The 17,143-nt window shown below is 35.0% G+C and carries 7 protein-coding genes; all 7 read left to right on the top strand.

Annotated features, from left to right (window positions below; genetic code table 11):
* Window positions 1-629 precede the first annotated feature (629 nt).
* The 7 genes from rpoD to glyA all read left to right on the top strand — a co-directional run bounded on the left by rpoD (window position 630) and on the right by glyA (window position 16,469).
* Complete coding sequence (gene rpoD / locus CKF59_RS05400) at window positions 630-2,555, top strand: RNA polymerase sigma factor RpoD (RefSeq protein WP_119534943.1); 1,926 nt, start codon at window positions 630-632, stop codon at window positions 2,553-2,555.
* A gap of 90 nt (window positions 2,556-2,645) precedes the next feature.
* Entirely contained in the window at window positions 2,646-7,985 is a 5,340-nt protein-coding gene (locus CKF59_RS05395; protein ID WP_119534942.1) for a BRCT domain-containing protein, read from the top strand.
* Window positions 7,986-8,096: 111 nt separating this feature from the next.
* Window positions 8,097-11,078 (top strand): PhoH family protein, encoded by a 2,982-nt coding sequence (locus tag CKF59_RS08040; RefSeq protein WP_245959276.1) that lies wholly within the window; start codon window positions 8,097-8,099, stop codon window positions 11,076-11,078.
* A gap of 9 nt (window positions 11,079-11,087) precedes the next feature.
* Window positions 11,088-11,603, top strand: coding sequence for an rRNA maturation RNase YbeY (ybeY, locus tag CKF59_RS05385; protein ID WP_245959275.1), 516 nt, complete (start codon window positions 11,088-11,090; stop codon window positions 11,601-11,603).
* Between the two features lie 181 nt (window positions 11,604-11,784).
* The gene (gene cdd / locus CKF59_RS05380) at window positions 11,785-12,708 is read left to right on the top strand and encodes a cytidine deaminase (protein WP_119534941.1); all 924 of its coding nucleotides are present in this window, start codon (window positions 11,785-11,787) and stop codon (window positions 12,706-12,708) included.
* A gap of 437 nt (window positions 12,709-13,145) precedes the next feature.
* Window positions 13,146-15,056, top strand: a complete 1,911-nt coding sequence (locus tag CKF59_RS05375) for a SurA N-terminal domain-containing protein (RefSeq protein ID WP_119534940.1) — start codon at window positions 13,146-13,148, stop codon at window positions 15,054-15,056.
* A gap of 144 nt (window positions 15,057-15,200) precedes the next feature.
* On the top strand, window positions 15,201-16,469 hold the full coding sequence (glyA, locus tag CKF59_RS05370) for a serine hydroxymethyltransferase (protein WP_119534939.1): 1,269 nt from the start codon (window positions 15,201-15,203) through the stop codon (window positions 16,467-16,469).
* Window positions 16,470-17,143 lie beyond the last annotated feature (674 nt).

The raw sequence follows: 17,143 nt of genomic DNA, 5'->3' as shown, positions 1-17,143 counted from the left end.
CCTTTTGCATCCTTGAAAATAAAAATTTTCCCCTTATACTTAATAAAGAGTTTTATCTAAAAAAAGTAATTTCAAGGTAAATTGCTTTTTTTAGATAAAACTAATTTGCTTAGGGGCAAACATAAAAGTTACATTAGTCTGACTTTAAAAGCAAAAAAGTTCTTTGATCTTATAACTCTCTTGTCTCAAGTATTAGGTTTAGAGAAAACTTTCTAAAAGTTATATTTTTTGCTATAATATATAATTTTAGATACTAAAAATGAACTCATTGGCATGAGTCTTTAGAGACATGAAAGAACAGTAACTATAAGTTGCTGCTTTTTGCATGGATATTTTCTTGGAATTCTAACTTAATTCTTTTTCTGTATTTTGGTGCTTTCTTGTGAGATTCCTACTTAGGTAGAATAAACAAGCTCAAAGCTTTGCAGAATATAAAGTTAGATTGGCTATATATGAAAATTGCATGGCCTATATAGCAAAATCAAGCAGTAAAGTACCCGGCTGAAATATTACTAAGGTAAAAATTCAGAATTGAGGTGTTGCAAAGCTTTAACTTGATCCTTTGCCGTAAAGATTAAAAGAAATTTTTTATATTTAATATAAGCTTTACATTCAGGATTTACATTTTAATGAAAAATTATAATAAACGAAATAACGAACCACATTTTGATTCATACGATCCAGAAGACGAATTAGAAGATGAAGCTATTGAAGAGTTAGATTTTGATCGTCTAGAAGAAGATGAAGTAGAGACGATTGAAAATCTAGTTGAATTAGCAAAAGAAAATGGTTATATTTCAACAGCAAAACTTCAAGAAGATTTCCCAGATTATACTGAAGCACAAATTGAACAACTGACCAAGTATTTAGAAGATACGTATTCAATTCGCATTGTAAACGATGACTTTTTAGAAGTAGACGTAATGCAAATTGAAAATGACAGTAATGAAGCTCGCCCAGCTTCTTCTGCAGGTTCTTCTGGTTCTCGTTCTTCAGATCCTGTACGTATTTACATGAAAGAGATGGGGGCAATTGACCTGTTAAGCCGTGAAGGTGAGGTAGAGATTGCTAAGCGTATCGAAGAATCTATGACTGATATTCAGGCAGTAATTGCTGAATATCCTGAAGTGCTTGATGTTTTATTTAAAGAATATGAAGCAATTCTTTCTTCAAATCGTAAACTTTCAGATATCTTAAATGGTTTTGATGACGATAATGATGGTTTATTCGATGTTGAAGGTGGCTATGATGACTTCATGATGAGTGATGGTGAAGACAAAGCCATAGATGCAAAAATTGCGAATGAACGTATTAACTCTTTACGTGAACAGCAACAACTTGCATTAAAAGAATTACGTGCAAATGGTAGTATTAATCGTAAGAAACAATTAACCAGTCGTGCAGTTAAAGAAATTGAAAAATTAAGAACTCAATTTTTAACTTTTAAATTGACGCCAAATATGTTTGAACTTATGTTAGATCATGTGCGTGCAATTTTTGAAGAAGTTAAAGTAAGCGACGGGCAAATTGTTAAATATCTTGTTGATTTACCTCGTGCAAAACCTGCAACAAGACAAGTAGTTTTAAAACACTTAGCGGCAACCAACTTAGATTGGTTTGAAACTCTTTACGGCTCAGAACCACCAACAGTCATGAAAAAAGATGCTGATTGGAGTCGCCGTATTAAAAGTTATAAAGAAATTGTTCTCGAAACTCTTGAACAATATCGTAATGTTGAAGAAAAATATCAATTAGATATAGAATCAATTCGTGATCTTTATAACCGTATTCAAGCAGCTTATGAAAAAGCTCGTCGTGCAAAAATTGAAATGGTAGAAGCTAATTTACGTTTAGTAATTTCAATTGCGAAAAAATATACTAACCGTGGTTTACATTTATTAGATCTAATTCAAGAAGGAAATATAGGTCTAATGAAAGCGGTAGACAAGTTTGAGTATAAACGTGGATATAAATTCTCGACTTATGCTACTTGGTGGATTCGTCAAGCCATTACTCGTGCTATTGCCGACCAAGCTCGTACCATTCGTATTCCAGTACACATGATTGAGACGATTAATAAATTAAATCGTGTAAATCGTGAACTAGTACAAAAACTAGGTCGTGAACCGTCAATTGATGAGTTAGCAAAAGAAATGAACCTCAGTGAAGATAAGGTTCGTAAAGTCTTAAAAATCTCTAAAGAGCCTATTTCTATGGAAAATCCAGTGGGCGATGATGAAGATACATCACTAGGAGATTTTATTGAAGATACTTCAGTAGCTAATCCATTAGAAATTGCTTTACAGCAAAATCTACGTGAGGCGGTGGATCAATTACTACTTACCTTAAATGAACGTGAAAGAACAGTGATTCAAATGCGTTTAGGAATAGGGATGCCACGTGAGTATACCCTAGAAGAAGTTGGTAAACAGTTTAATGTGACCCGTGAGCGTATTCGTCAAATTGAAGCAAAAGCACTCAAAAAGCTACGTAATACTTCAAAAAATGACAATCTTCAAGCTTTAATGGAAGACTTTGAAAACTCTTCGAATTAAAGTACATAAATTTAAAAGATCCTAGCGAGGCTAGGATCTTTTGCATTTATAATATAGAAAAAGTGATAATCTTTTTTAAAAGGAAAAAAGATGAGAGAAGAATTTATAGCTTTTAGGAAAGAGGAAACAGCAAAAGCAACGAGTTTGACTGCGTCCCAACTTTTAGAGCGTTTAGAGTTTTTACGTAAGAGAATTCAAGAATTAAAGATAAGTTATTATCAAAATTCTGAAAGTAAAGTTTCAGATTTTGAATATGATTATCTTGTCAGAGAACTCGAATACTATGAAAATACTTATACCGACTTTTATTTAGAGCATTTTGCCAATTTCGTTGCTAAGGATCAAGTAGGTTCTGATCTGCGTCAAACTTTAGAGCAAGAGGTAATTATTGCTTCCGAACAAGAGGAGCAAGAGGCAAGCGAGCAAGTACTCTATGCTGAATTACTGCAAAGTAAAAGTCAATTTGCAGATTGGCAACTAGTGCATAAATATAGTAAAGTTAGTGACGAGCAAATTGAGCAATTAGCAAGTGAGTATCAGGCAAAAATTGTTGAGCATGATATTCCAATGCTCTCATTAGGTAATGTTTACAATGGGCAAGAGTTTGCTCAATTTTATGAAAGTATTGCCAAAGCCTACCTGAAAGAACAAAAATTAGAAGAAACCAAAGCTAACCTCAAAAAAGTTAAGGTTACTTTTTGTGCCGAGCCTAAGTTTGATGGGATTGCCTGTTCTTTAATTTACCGTAATGGGAAACTAGTTTCAGGAGCAACCCGAGGTGATGGAAGCAAAGGTTATGATATTACCGCTCATGTTATGCGTGTTCCTAATATCCCTCAAGAAATTCCTGAACTTATTGAACAATATCAACAAAGTGGTTTAGAAAATATTCTCGAAATTCGTGGAGAGTTAATTATGCTCCAACAAGATTTTGAATATTTAAATAATCTCTATTTACGTCATAATCGTCGTCCTTTAGCAAATCTACGTAATGGAGCGGGAGCTTTTGTTTCTCGTGAAACCTATCGTCGAGTAGTACGTAAGTATCGTGAACAAGGGATAGCTTATCAAGATTTATATATTATTGATAATCTGCCTAGACAAATGCCTTTACGCTTTATGGCTTATGCAATTAACCAGCATGAGAATATTCAAGCTCCGGAAATAGCGAGCGATACTCACTATGATTTACTCATGTTTGCTCGTAGGCTAGGGTTTACGGTGTCTGATCTCGTACAGTTAGTAACCAGTACGAACCAAATTGAATCATTTTATCAGGGCGTTGAACAAATGCGTCCAGGTTTGGACTTTGATATAGACGGCACGGTATTTAAAGTAAATAACCTTACCGATCAGGAAATGGTGGGGTGGATTGCTAATTCACCAAAATGGGCTACTGCGTATAAGTTTTTACCAAATGAAGCTAAAACTGAGTTGTTAGATGTGGTTACCAACGTAGGACGTACGGGGGTAGTGAGCCCTGTAGCTAAGGTTGAGCCTTGTTTTGTCGGAGGGGTAACCATTAGTAGTTTAACTTTGCATAACTACTATTTACTCAAACGTATGGATCTCCATCAACAGGATAAAGTAATTATTTATCGTGGAGGAGAAGTAATTCCGGTAGTTAAAGAAGCGGTAGTAGCTGAACGTAAAGCAGAAGCTTTACCGGTAAATATTCTACCTACTTGTCCTGAATGTGGAAGTTTTTTAGCTCAGGATACTAGACTCCAGCAATTAAATGTGCAAAATGATCAAGATTTAGTGATTGCAGATTTTAATGAACTTAAGCATCTTACAATTAATTATGCTTTAAAACCAGCGATAGACTTACCTTTAACGCAAGATCCTGAACTTTTAAAAGTGGCTAAGTTTTTAGCTTTAGAAGAGCAGGATTTAGCTCAAGCTACGCTAAAAACCTTGAAAAAAAGTCAAGAGAATGAGTTTGCGCTCTTAAAAGATTTACTGGTAAATCAATATTTATATGAGCATAGTGACGATGCTTTAAAGCGTAAGGAGTATGCGGTTAAATTCCAACAAAGTTATAATTTAGCCTCTAAACGTAAAGAAGCTGCTAACTCTTTCCAAAGATATAAAATTATTCAAAGTGGTTCTTTAAGTTGTACCAATAGCCAGCATAATTGCCAAGGGCAATTAAATGGACAAATTGAGTTTTTCTTTTCTAAAGATGGAATTGAATTAAAAGGCTTGGGACCAAATATTATTGAGCTCTTTGTTACTTTAGGAGCAGTAACCAATTATGCTGATGTGTATAAATTTAGTCAGGATAATTTTTTACCGCAAGTTTCTGACTTAGCCAAGACTTTAGTTGTACATGAACCAGCTTATACTCTCGCTTATAAATTAAGAGCAGAGTATATTCAAGAGCTACAAACTAAGTTTAAGCAGTTATTAAGTACTTATCAGGTAACTCCAGAGCCAAATTACTTAGCTTATCGTCAGCGAGTGGAAGCTTTAATTACTCAGGGTAAGAGTCTTGCGACTTTATTTACCCCACAAGATTATGCTCATTTTGTAGATTTACAGCAAGAGACTTATAAGCAACTTGAGGTAAAAGGAACAAAAAATAATTACCAACAAAGTTTTAAAGAGATCTTATTAGCTAATGCTCATCAAGATTATGTAAAAACCTTTAATGCTTATGTAAAAGCTTTAAGTAGACATAATGCGGTACAAAACCAAGCATTAATTACTTTTAGCTATTTTAAAGAGCTAGTTGCAAAAGTTGAGCGTGGAGAGGGAAAAACAGTAACTTTACTTGAGCAACTGCTAACCAAGCTAGAAAATGAGTTAGTACAAGAAGAAAAAGAGGTAAGGAGTAATTTTCAAGAGTCAAGGAATAAGGCTCTAGCTACTAGCAAAGCTTGGGCAATCTCAGCTTTACGTCAGGGGTTAGAGGCTTCTTATCCTCAGGTTGTACGAGCGAAAGTTTCTGTAAATACGAGTACTTCCTCAAGTGCAGTTGCAAACTCAAGTTCAAACTCGAGCTTTAAGTTTCCCGAGTATATAGGTGGGCATATAAATCTCAAACTCAATAAAGTTGAGGGACAAAGAGTATTAGAGTTTGCCACTTTTGCCTTAGAAGATAAGGAAAAAGTTGAGACCTTAATTACCTATTTAGAGCAAGAATTGTGTACTCTCTATGAGCAAATTTTTACGCAAGTGCCAGCTTTTGGCGTACAAGCTCAAATTTTAATGGACTTTGCAAGCTTTAGTAGTTTAAGTAAAGAAGAGATCTTGATACTCTCAACGCAAGAGCGTCTAGTTTCTTGGTTAAGTAATCAAGAGTTGGTTGCCGATAACTTCTATGCTCACTTACATACTACAAGCGATTTTGAAGAGAAAATTCGTCAAGAGCAAGAATCTTTAGCTCAAAAAACTCGAGGCTATCCTTGGGTTGAAGAGTTTATGCACCGAGAGCAAGAGTATGGACGTGATCAACGTGATTATATCTTAACTCATCTTTCTCGTTTTACTTCGCCTCAAGTTGATCTTGAACAACGCCTAGGCGTTGATGCTCAAGAACTTCTTCGCCGAGATTTTGTGCAACCTTATAGCTCGGAAGTGAAAGAGCATGCCCAAGAGTTAGCTAAAGGAAAACATCTAGAAGTGAAACTCTTAGCTAACTATGCAAAACATAGTGAGCAAGAACCTCAAGAAAGCAGTTTATTTGCAAGTGAACCAGCTCATAGTTATCAAGGTCAAACTCCTGAGTTTTTTAATCAGCAACTAGCTAGTTACTTGGCTTCAGGTTCGCTTTTAAGTGAACAACGTTTCCATAGTTTTTATCAGTACTTACGTAGCTATGCACAAATGTTAGCTCCTGTACCGATTTTAAAACAAGAGCAAGTATCACAAATTAGTGATCTTGTTTGGCAAGATCCTCGTCTAGGATTAGAGGTTTTTGAAGTTAAGCGTTTTGTCCTCGAAGCACAAAAGACCTTAACCTTTAATCAACTTTATGCTCGAGTTGAGTTGTTACACAGATTCTCAGGTGCTTTAGCTTTAGTTTATGATAAGCAATTAAATGAACTTAAGGTAACTCATAATGTGGGAATTTTTAGTTTAGATCCTCTATTGGATCAAAACTCAGAAACTGAATTGCAAGGGTTATTAAATGAACATGAGCATAAGTTAGCTAGAGTAGGTGAGAATTTAGATTTATTCTTAAATTCTAAAGAAGTGAACTTTACCAAATTAGGTTATAGCACGAGAAGTTTAATTCTTGCTAATCTTTGTGATTTTCTTAAGGTAATGGAGCAAGTGCCGGCATATGGGATGATTTTTGCGTCCCGTATGGAAAAATATTTTGCTCTTTTAGCTCAAGATGCCCAAACTCGAGAAAATCAGTTTAAAGCTTTACTTGCTCCTTATAAACAAAAACTCAAAGTAAAACCTGAGTATGCTTATGCTCTTGACTATAATTGGAAACTACTTACCAAAACCTTTATGAGTAAAGAGTTATTTGGGGGGAAAGTTTATAGTCAACTAAAAGCTGGTTTAGAAGAAAGAATGACTTTAAAAATTGCAGATTTCTTCCGTTCTATTGGGATTAATGGGGTGGGAGATTCGGCTTCAGTAGAGCTGGTTAGTCCGCAGTTACTCCCAAATATTGAAGCAGTTCTTGATTTTAAACCAGAAAGATTGGCACAGGCGGTAAACTATGCTTTAGCGTTACGCTTCTTACAAGGACAATTTAAAGGAAACTTAGCTAAGGTTGAACTTCCTTTAGCCGAGATTTTAGAGGCTAATCAGCAAACTACTTATAGCCAAGAAGTTGCTACCTGGTTACCTGGACTTTATACCCAAGCTAGTGATTCTTCAAGTTATATCTTAGGAAAGATCTCTCCTCATGCTGAAGTACTCCTCAAATTTGTCCATGCAGATAAAGTTATTTATCGTAAATATGATCTTGCTTCCAAGGCTCTATATAGCACCCAAGTTTTAACGAGTGAGTTTGAGAGTTTAGAGAGTCCGGCTTATGTGCTTAATCTAGCTCAAGCCTTAGAAGCACCAACCTTTAACTTAATTGGTGAGGTAACCTTTAAGAATATTGTGGATTATTTTACCAATCCTAATAATCTTGAGGTAATTTCTCAGCTCTTGAGTTATGGAGTGAGCTTTAAGGAAAATAAACCTGAGTTTAGTAATGCTTTTGCGAATAAAAAGGTATGTATTACTGGAGGTTTAGAGCAAATGGATCGTAAAGCCTTTAATAACTTTATTAAAGAATCGGGAGGTAAGTTCTCGAGTTCGGTAACCAATGAATTAGATATTCTTGTCGTTGCTGGAACGCAAGAACAAGCTAAACCTTCTTCCAAACTTAAAAAAGCTCAAGAGCTTGGCAAACGGATTATGTACGAGCCTGAGTTTATGGAAATCTATGGTCAAAGTGTCGCGAGTAAAGAATAATTTTTTAGAGTTAACTTCGCAAGAGGTTAGCTCTTTTTCTGTTTCTTTCTTAAATTAAGTTATAATATTAGGCGTAAAAGTTTATTAATTTCAAGTATAAGGAAAATCATTTTGTCTATAAAATCTAGTTTTTCTCTTCAACCTGAAGTAATTGAAAATCTCCAAGCTTTAGTAGGAGTTGAAAATGAAAACCTTTATCTCATCGAAGATGAGTTAGGGGTGGAAATTGGTGGTAATAACTTTAGACTAGAGTTATTAGGAGATACAGAAAAACAAGTTAAGCTTGCAAAAAATATTATAAATGATTTATATGAACAAACCTTTGCAGGAAAAAGAGTTCATGAGATTACAACTAAAGATGTGTATTTAACTTTGCATGAGTGGAAAGCGAAACAGGCTTTAGAAGATGAACAAGCAATTGCTCGTTTAAATTCTCAAGAGCAAGCGGTTGCGAGATTTGAACAAGCTCAGCGTCAAGTAGCACAACAAAAGTTAGTCGAGCAAGAATTTAATCAAGAACAATTTGATTTACTCGAGCAATTAGAATCTTTAGTTCAAGCAAAATTGCAACAACAGCAAGGGCAAGAGGTAAGTACGCAAACCCCAAATCGTAAAGAGACTAAAGATAAGGTCGCTTTACCAGCAGGAGTACTAGCAGCCGTAGCTAAAGCCAAAGCAGCTCAAGCAAAGCATGAAAGTGTGCGTGAAGTATTTGCACAAGAGCAGCAAGCAAAAGCTCAGGAAACTACCCAAGCGTTAACCCCAAAACGTGATTATTGGGATTATCAAGATGATGAAGTGATTCCTTTAGAGGGGAAATATAAAGAAAACTTTTTTAATGACTATGAAGATTTATTTTCTCCACTAAGTGAAAAAGAAAAAGCTTCAACACCAAAGCAAGATTTATCTCAGATAGACTTATTTGCAACAGATAATCTTGCTATGCCGTTTTTTGATCCTCGTAGTGTAGATTTATTTGCTAATTTTACTCCGCAAGAGCAAACAACTTCTTTAGCTAATGCACAAGCTACTTTGACCAAAACCCAAGAAGCAAATACTTCTACTTTGCCTCAAGTAAGAGAAGAATTTTCTCGTGAGCAGGCTATAGCTCAAGCTTTAGAACAAGCACAGGCAGAATTTGCTTATCAGCAGGCGTTTAATCCTGAAGAGGAAGAAGTGCAAATTGCTCAAATGGCAGCTAAAGAAAAATTAGATCCAAAACAATTAAAACAATTACTAATTAACCAAGCTGCTCGTAAATCCGTAAAAGAGCATGCCCAAAGTATAGGTTTGAGTGCAATTAGTACTCAAGCTGCACAAGCTTTTGCTAGTCAAGAGCAAAGTCAAGGACCAAATATTTTAGGATTACGTCCTTTAGCAACTCCTGCTCCTTTATTAGAGTTATTTGCAAATGCACAAGCTGCCGAGGCCAGCGATGATGACTTAGTAACCTTATTAAAAGCTTCTACTTTTGCCCAAAAAATTCTTACTCCTGGAGATCTATACTATTTATTCTCAAGTGATTTTGTTGCTCCTGAATGGTATTTAGAGCAATTTGATGCTGATGAACATCAGCAACAAAAGTATGCGTTACAACTTGAAGATTTATTAGATTTCTTTACGGTTAAAGGTTTAAGCTCACAACAAAAAGCTTATGAAGTTATGGCTTATTGTAAATACCGTTATCTTGAAGCAATTGAGCAGTTAGATTGGGAACAAGGTTTACCTGATACTTATCTAGATATTGCCTTTTCAGGCGATGTTTCGGTAGGCGAGGCAGATGCGGTTGAGTTTAGTGGCTTTATGCAACAATATCAAACCGTACTTGCTCATCTACTTAATATTGAGGAAGAGCAAGCACAATTACGAGCAAAAGCTAATTTACAAAAAGTACAAACTCAAGAACAGTCAGAATCACAAGAGCTAACGCAAGTAAAATCTCAAGACAAACTAGAAGCACAACTTCAAGAAAATTTGCCTCAATTTACCGCAACTCAGGGAGTAAAAGCTTCAGAAGCTACTTATAATGAAGAGGAGTTACTGCGTCGTTATGCCGAACTCGCTCAACAGCAAGCTTCGGTAGTTAACTCGGAAGCAGATCAGGAGTTAGAAAGTAAGCTAAGTATGAGAGTTTATACTCAAGATGAAATTGAGAGCTTGCGTAAACAGGAGCAAGAGCAAAAAATTAGTTATAAAGATGGAGATCGTCATCTTGCTAATGAATTAACTAGCTATGAAACTAGTTATCAAACTCCTGAGCCAACATCAACCGCAACGCAGTTACCTCCATCATTAATTACCGAAACTGAGCATAAAACTTTAACGCGTAATCAAAGATTACAGGAAGAAGAACGTTTACGCCATAATGGCAGTTTTATGCAAATTAATCCAAAAATTCGTTGTAAGTCAATAAATCAACATTTATTTGCCCAAGGAATTTTAAATAATGATATTACCTTTGGCATAGGTCCTGCAGGGTCGGGAAAAACCTTAGTGGCAGTAGCCATGGCTCTAAAAATGCTTGCTGAGCATAAGGTAGAGCGTTTAGTGTTAACTCGTCCGGCGGTAGAGGCGGGAGAGAACCTTGGTTTCTTACCTGGTACTTTACAAGAGAAATTAGATCCATATTTACGTCCGCTTTTTGATGCAATTATTGAGATTTTAGGACCGGTACAAGCGGATAAACTTCTCAACTCAAAAGTAATTGAAATAGCTCCTTTAGCTTTTATGCGTGGTCGTACTTTAAGTAATGCCTTTATTATTCTTGATGAGGCACAAAATACTACGACAGCACAAATGAAAATGATGGTAACTCGTCTTGGTTTAGGTTCAAAAATGGTAATTACCGGCGATAAAACCCAAACCGATTTACCACGTCATCAGGCTTCGGGTTTAGATCATGCCCTTAAGGTTTTAGATCATGTGCCTAATGTTCGTTTCTATACGATGGATAGATCTGATGTTGTCCGTCACTCAACTGTATCTGCAATTATAGATGCTTATGATGAGTATGAGGTGTTACATCCTGAGGTAGAAGCAAAAAAGCAACGTCGAGAAAATCCATTACAAACCATTTTACAAGAGGTTAAGTAGAAATAAAGTATGACTTTAAAAATAGATGTAAATGATCTTTATTCTGCAGAAATGCAAGCACAATTTCTACCAAGTGAGAAGGACTTAGAACTTTGGTATGCTCAAGTAGCTCAACGTTTGGAAGGAGACTTTCATATCTCGGTAACTTATGTAACTCCTGAGTATATGCAAGAGTTAAATTATCAGTATCGTGGTAAAGACTATGCAACTAATGTTTTAAGTTTTGAGTTTATGGGAGATGAGCATGAAACTCAAGCTTTAGGCTTTACGGAGCTTGGCGATTTGATAATTTGTCCTCCGGTGCTTGAGCGTGAAGCTAAAGAACAAGAAAAACCTTTAGCCCATCACTGGACACATATTTGTTTACATGGTCTATTGCATCTTTTAGGTTATGATCATATAGAGCCTGAAGAAGCAGAGGAAATGGAAAGCAAAGAAAAAGAGCTATTAGCAAAACTCGGCATTCCTGATCCTTATCGTGATGAAGATGAGCATGTGCAAGAATTACGTAATTCATTAGATTAAATTCTAGTTAAGAACTCTCAAGGGAGTTCTTTTTTTTCCGCTAAAATTCACAACTTTTTGTGATATGATAAAGATATAGAACTAGATCTGAGGAAAATCTTTATCTCGTTGAATTTTCTTTGACAAGATAAATAATCTTGATATCTAGTAAAGTTACTTTTTATTCTTACAGGACGGCATTATGGCTAGTTTATTTCCGCAAGTAGAATTTACTAATCCGATTGAAACTCCACTACAAAAAGAGATTCATCGTACAATTTTGCATAATAATTTACGTGGGTACATTAGTGCTACACAGGCTCGCTATCTTAAAGATACTTATAAAGTAACGGATCAAGAGCTTTATTTTGCTATGTTGCCTTTTGCCACTTGTTATGCCTATCCATGCATTTCTAAATTTAATGTAGGGGCAATTGTTGAAGATCTTGATGGTAACTTTTATTTCGGGGGGAATCAGGAATATGATGGTCTTCTCATGCAGTACACGGTGCATGCCGAACAATGTGCAATAAATCATGCTTATTGTTCAGGTACTCGAGGCATTAAATCCATTATTGTGAATTATTCTCCATGTGGACATTGTCGTCAGTTTATTAATGAGGTAAATACCGCTCAAGAATTAAAAATTTATTTACCACAAATTCCTGAGGGGGCTCCTTTAAGCCATTATCTTCCTGATAGCTTTGGACCATCCGATTTAGAAGTAAAAGAAAGATTATTTGATCATAATCACAATCGTTCAGTATTTAATAATTCTTCTTATGAAGATGTAAAAGAAAAAGTAATTCGTCAAGGAAAAACCTATTCTCCATATTCACATTCTGAAGCTTTTGTCGTAGCAGCTACTGTAGATAAAGATTTCTATGTCGGACGTTATATTGAAAATGCGGCTTTTAATCCAAGCTTTCCTGCAATCTTATCCGCAATTTGCTTAGTGAGAGTTTATGGTTTAAATGCAAGTAAGATTTCACGCTTCTATGTTCGTGAATCAAAATATACCCCATTACCAATTAGTGATCTTGTAAAAATGGTTGGTGATAACTTTGGTATTAATGTAGTTTGTGAAGTGGTTGATGATCCTGAACGTTTACAAACTTTAGCTTAGAGTAAGTTTTTTTAAGGTAACCAAGCATTAAAGTTCTAAATAAGACCACAATAGAGCTCCCGATGAGGGAGCTTTTGTCGTAAGTTTTTTGGTAAAATTTATCCATTATAGTATAATGAGAAGTTAGACTGTAGATTAGGTTACAGTAACAGATTTCTTTAGAGGCGAGAGCTAAGCTCAAGAAAATTGAACTGAAAAAATCTCTGCCCATGGTATTTTATCCTCGATCTCTTTCTTATAATTAAAGAACTAGAGAAGATTTATGAAGTCAAAGGATAAAATCTTCATCAAGAACAAGAAGAAAACAGATAATTTTTTCTAAAACTGTAGTAAACAGTAGATACAAAAACTCTAAAAATTGTAAAAAAAATACATTACAAAGATTTAGAGTAAATTTTTCAAACTTTTATCGCCAGTAAATAAGGACGAAGATTCTCATGATTGGTAAGTTTAACTCGGTACAAAAATCATTTATTTTTAAATTATTACCAGTTGCTATTGCCGTACCTTTTATTCTCCAAACTATTTCAGGTTCGAATTTAGGGACAGCACAACAAAATTATTTAGTGACTTTTAGTGATAAAAATGTTGGGATTACTTATAACGAATTCCAACAAGCTTATCAGTCTCGCTATAATCAATTATTACAAAGTTATGGTCAAGAGCGTTTTGCCGAGATTATGACTAGCGAGAATGAAAAACTTTTACGTCAAACGGTGCTTGATAGTTTAATCAACGATCGTTTACGTCTTCTTTATTCGGAAAAAATTGGGGTAAGAGTTACAGATAACGATATTATTCAAAATATTCGTGATAACCAAATGTTCCATGGAGCAGATGGTAAATACTCTGAAGATCGTATTCGTGCATTCTTAAATTATTATGGTTTAACAACCGAACAGTATTTTTCTTTAGTTGCAAATCAACTACGTGATGAAACTGTAAATAATTTATTAAATAATGCTTATATTATTACGCCAAAAGAGGTAGAGATAAATGCGAGTTTAGCTTTACCTACGGCTTATGTGCAAGTGGCACAAGTAGCGGCTGCGAGCGATGCTGAGGCAATTACGCCAACTGAGCAACAAGTTCAAGAGTATTACGATTTACATCGTGATAACTATGCAATTCCGGCAAAGGCAACTTTAAGTTATATTCGTTATAACCGTAGTAGCCTTGCAACTAAAGCTCCTAAGCCAACTGAAGAACAACTCAAAGAATATTACGATAAAAATCCACAACTCTTTAGTTCTACGACCTATAATCTTTCAAATATCGTGGTCGATGATCAAAAAACTGCCGATCAAGTACTTGAAGCGTTAAATAATGGTATGAGTTTTGTGGAGGCGGTAAAAGAATATTCAACGGATGTGGCTTCACGTTTTAATGAAGGATCTTTAGGGAACTTAACTCAAGCTCAATTACCAGCTTATGTGAAGGATGTAGTTCCGTTAATGAATGAGCATAGTCATTCAAATATAATTAAAGATGCTGATGGGAAATTCCATATTTTCTATTTAAATAGTAAAACTACCTCAACTACAAGCTTTGCGGATGCTAAAGCTCAAATTACGCAAACTTTAACTGAGCTAAATCAGCAAACTTATTTACAAAATCTTTTTGCTCAAGTAAATGAAATTGTTGAATCTAATGGTAATATTGCTGAAGTGGCAAAAGTTTTAGGGCTAGAGGTAAGTAAAACTCAAAGCTTTACTGCAAAAACTTTACCTGAAAGCGTGCCATCAGATATAGCTCGTCTTGCCTTTACGGGTGATATGACTGTAAATCAAGTTAACTCACCACAAGGTATTGCGGATTCACAAGATGAAATTATTACGCAGTTAGATTCATTCCAAGATACTATTTATCCGACTTTAGAAGAAATTAAAGATAAAGTAACTGCGGATACTAAATTATCTTTAGCTCAACAGCAAAATCTTGCTAAGTTACAAGAATTAGCAACCAAGTTAAATGATCCAGCAACCAGTGCAGAACAAGCTCAAGAGTTACTTGCACAAGCAAAAGTTACTTTAGGTGCGGAAACAGAAGTATCTATGCTTGGTCCAACACCAGAGCAAGAAGCTTACTTTAATGCTTTATTTACTTCTAAATACAAAGGTAATCAAGTTGATTATTTAGTAGTAAATGATGAGAAAGCACATAAAGTTTATCTTTTAGGGGTGCATGGATTTACGGTTGATCCTCAAGTAAACAATAATCTTCTCTCTCAGTTTGTTGCAAGTTATGAGCAACAAGTGAGCTATGATTATGATGCTAATTTAATGCAGGATTTACGTAAAGTTTATAAAGTTAAAGTGAATTATGATCTTTTAGGTTCAGGTTCATAATTTAAGAAAAAAATGAGGAGGGATTAGTGCTTCCTCATTTTTTTATCGCAAATTTTATAAATTAGGCTATAATTAGAAGCGTTGTTTTTTTTTGACAACCTATAAATATTTATCTTATTTACTTTTACCTGGGAGGTTTTGCCCATGATTAATCCAAAATCATTACAAGAGTTTGATGCAGAATTATTTCAAGCAGTTGCAGAAGAACAGCAACGTCAAGAAGATCATATTGAACTTATTGCTTCAGAAAATTATGTATCAGAGCTAGTATTAGAATTGCAAGGTTCAGTGTTAACTAATAAGTATGCTGAAGGCTATCCTCACGCACGTTATTATAATGGCTGTGAGTTTATTGATAAGGCAGAAGAGTTAGCAATTGAGCGTGCAAAACAATTATTTAATTGTGATTATGCGAATGTACAACCTCATTCAGGCTCAAATGCAAATTTAGCGGTATACCTAGCTCTAATTAATCACGGAGATGTAGTTTTAGGTATGGATCTAGATGCGGGTGGCCATCTTACACATGGAGCTAAGGTAAGTTTTTCTGGAAAAAACTATATCTCTTACGGCTATGGTGTAGATGCTAATGGTTATTTAGATTATGATGCTATTGCTAAACAAGCATTAGAAGTAAAACCTAAAGTAATAGTGGCTGGTTTTTCAGCTTATTCTCGTGTCGTAGATTGGAAACGCATGCGTGAAATTGCTGATTCCGTAGGAGCTTATTTATTCTGTGATATTGCTCATGTGGCGGGATTAATTGCGACAGGTTTATATCCTTCTCCTCTTGATTACGCTCATGTAGTGACGACCACTACTCATAAAACTCTTGCAGGTCCACGTGGAGGGATGATTCTTTCTAAAGGTCAAAGTCCAGAATTTTATAAGAAATTAAATTCAGGATTATTCCCAGGAAGCCAAGGTGGTCCTTTAGAGCATGTAATTGCGGCTAAGGCTGTAGCTTTTAAAGAAGCTTTACAACCTGAATTTAAAGAATATATGCAAAGAGTTTTAGCTAATGCTAAAACTATGGTGAGTGTATTCCAAGAACGAGGTTATAAAATCGTTTCAGGGGGAACAGATAACCACCTGTTACTTTTAGATTTATTAGGTAAAGAATACTCTGGAAAACAAGCGGCGGCTTTATTAGAAAAAGCTTGGATTACTGCAAATAAAAATTCAGTTCCAGGAGAAACTCGTTCGCCATTCCAAACTTCAGGGGTAAGATTTGGAACTCCAGCGATTACTCGTCGTGGTTTTACTACTGAAGATACCGTAGAGTTAACTCATTTAATTTGTGATTTACTTGATAGCTTTGCAAATCCTGAAACGCAAGAGCAGTTAGTGGAGCAAGCAAGAGCTAAAGTAAAAGCTTTATGTGCCAAACATCCAGTTTACAAAAAAGCTTAAATCAATAAATGCCTCCTCGGGAGGCTTTTATTTTTTGACTAAAACTATACTGAGTTACTCAGTTATTCTCTGCTCTCGGTAAAAAGAAGAGAAAAAGAAAGAAAAGAAAGATGATGTTTTTGTAATTGTAAGCTTATGAAAAACAAAGTAAATAGTTGTTATCTTTCTTAGAGCTGCTTACTTTGCTCTTGAGTAAACAATATTAATTCTTAATAAGCCGAATCGGGATTAAAAATAATCCCAATTTTTCAGAGTAAATTCGGGGCTTATGGTATCATATACAAAAGAGGTCATTTGCTTTAAAGTGATCTTCTGGAAATGTTTTTATTAATATTCTTGTACAAGGAAAATATTATGTCAGCTCCAGAACTAGATAAAAGCCGTAACAAGAAAATCGGCTGGACTTATGCAACTATTCTTTTAGTAGTATTAGTTGTATTTGGTATTGTTACTTTAGTATAAATTAATTTTACCTTGTAAAGAGGGCTTAGGAATTCTAAGCCCTCTTTTCCTGACTTAAAAACAAAGACTTAGCTTAGCTTGAGTTGGTACTTTGCTTTTTAGTTCCTATAAATTTATAAAGAGAAGTAAATATTTACAATTTAAATTAAATTATTTTCATAAAAAAGTTACAGTTTTGTGAGTATTTACGCCTCTATCGTGGTAATATGTAT

The sequence above is a fragment of the Psittacicella gerlachiana genome (genome assembly GCF_003585965.1).
Classification (GTDB): domain Bacteria; phylum Pseudomonadota; class Gammaproteobacteria; order Enterobacterales; family Psittacicellaceae; genus Psittacicella; species Psittacicella gerlachiana.
This window is presented reverse-complemented; position numbering and strand designations above follow the sequence as displayed.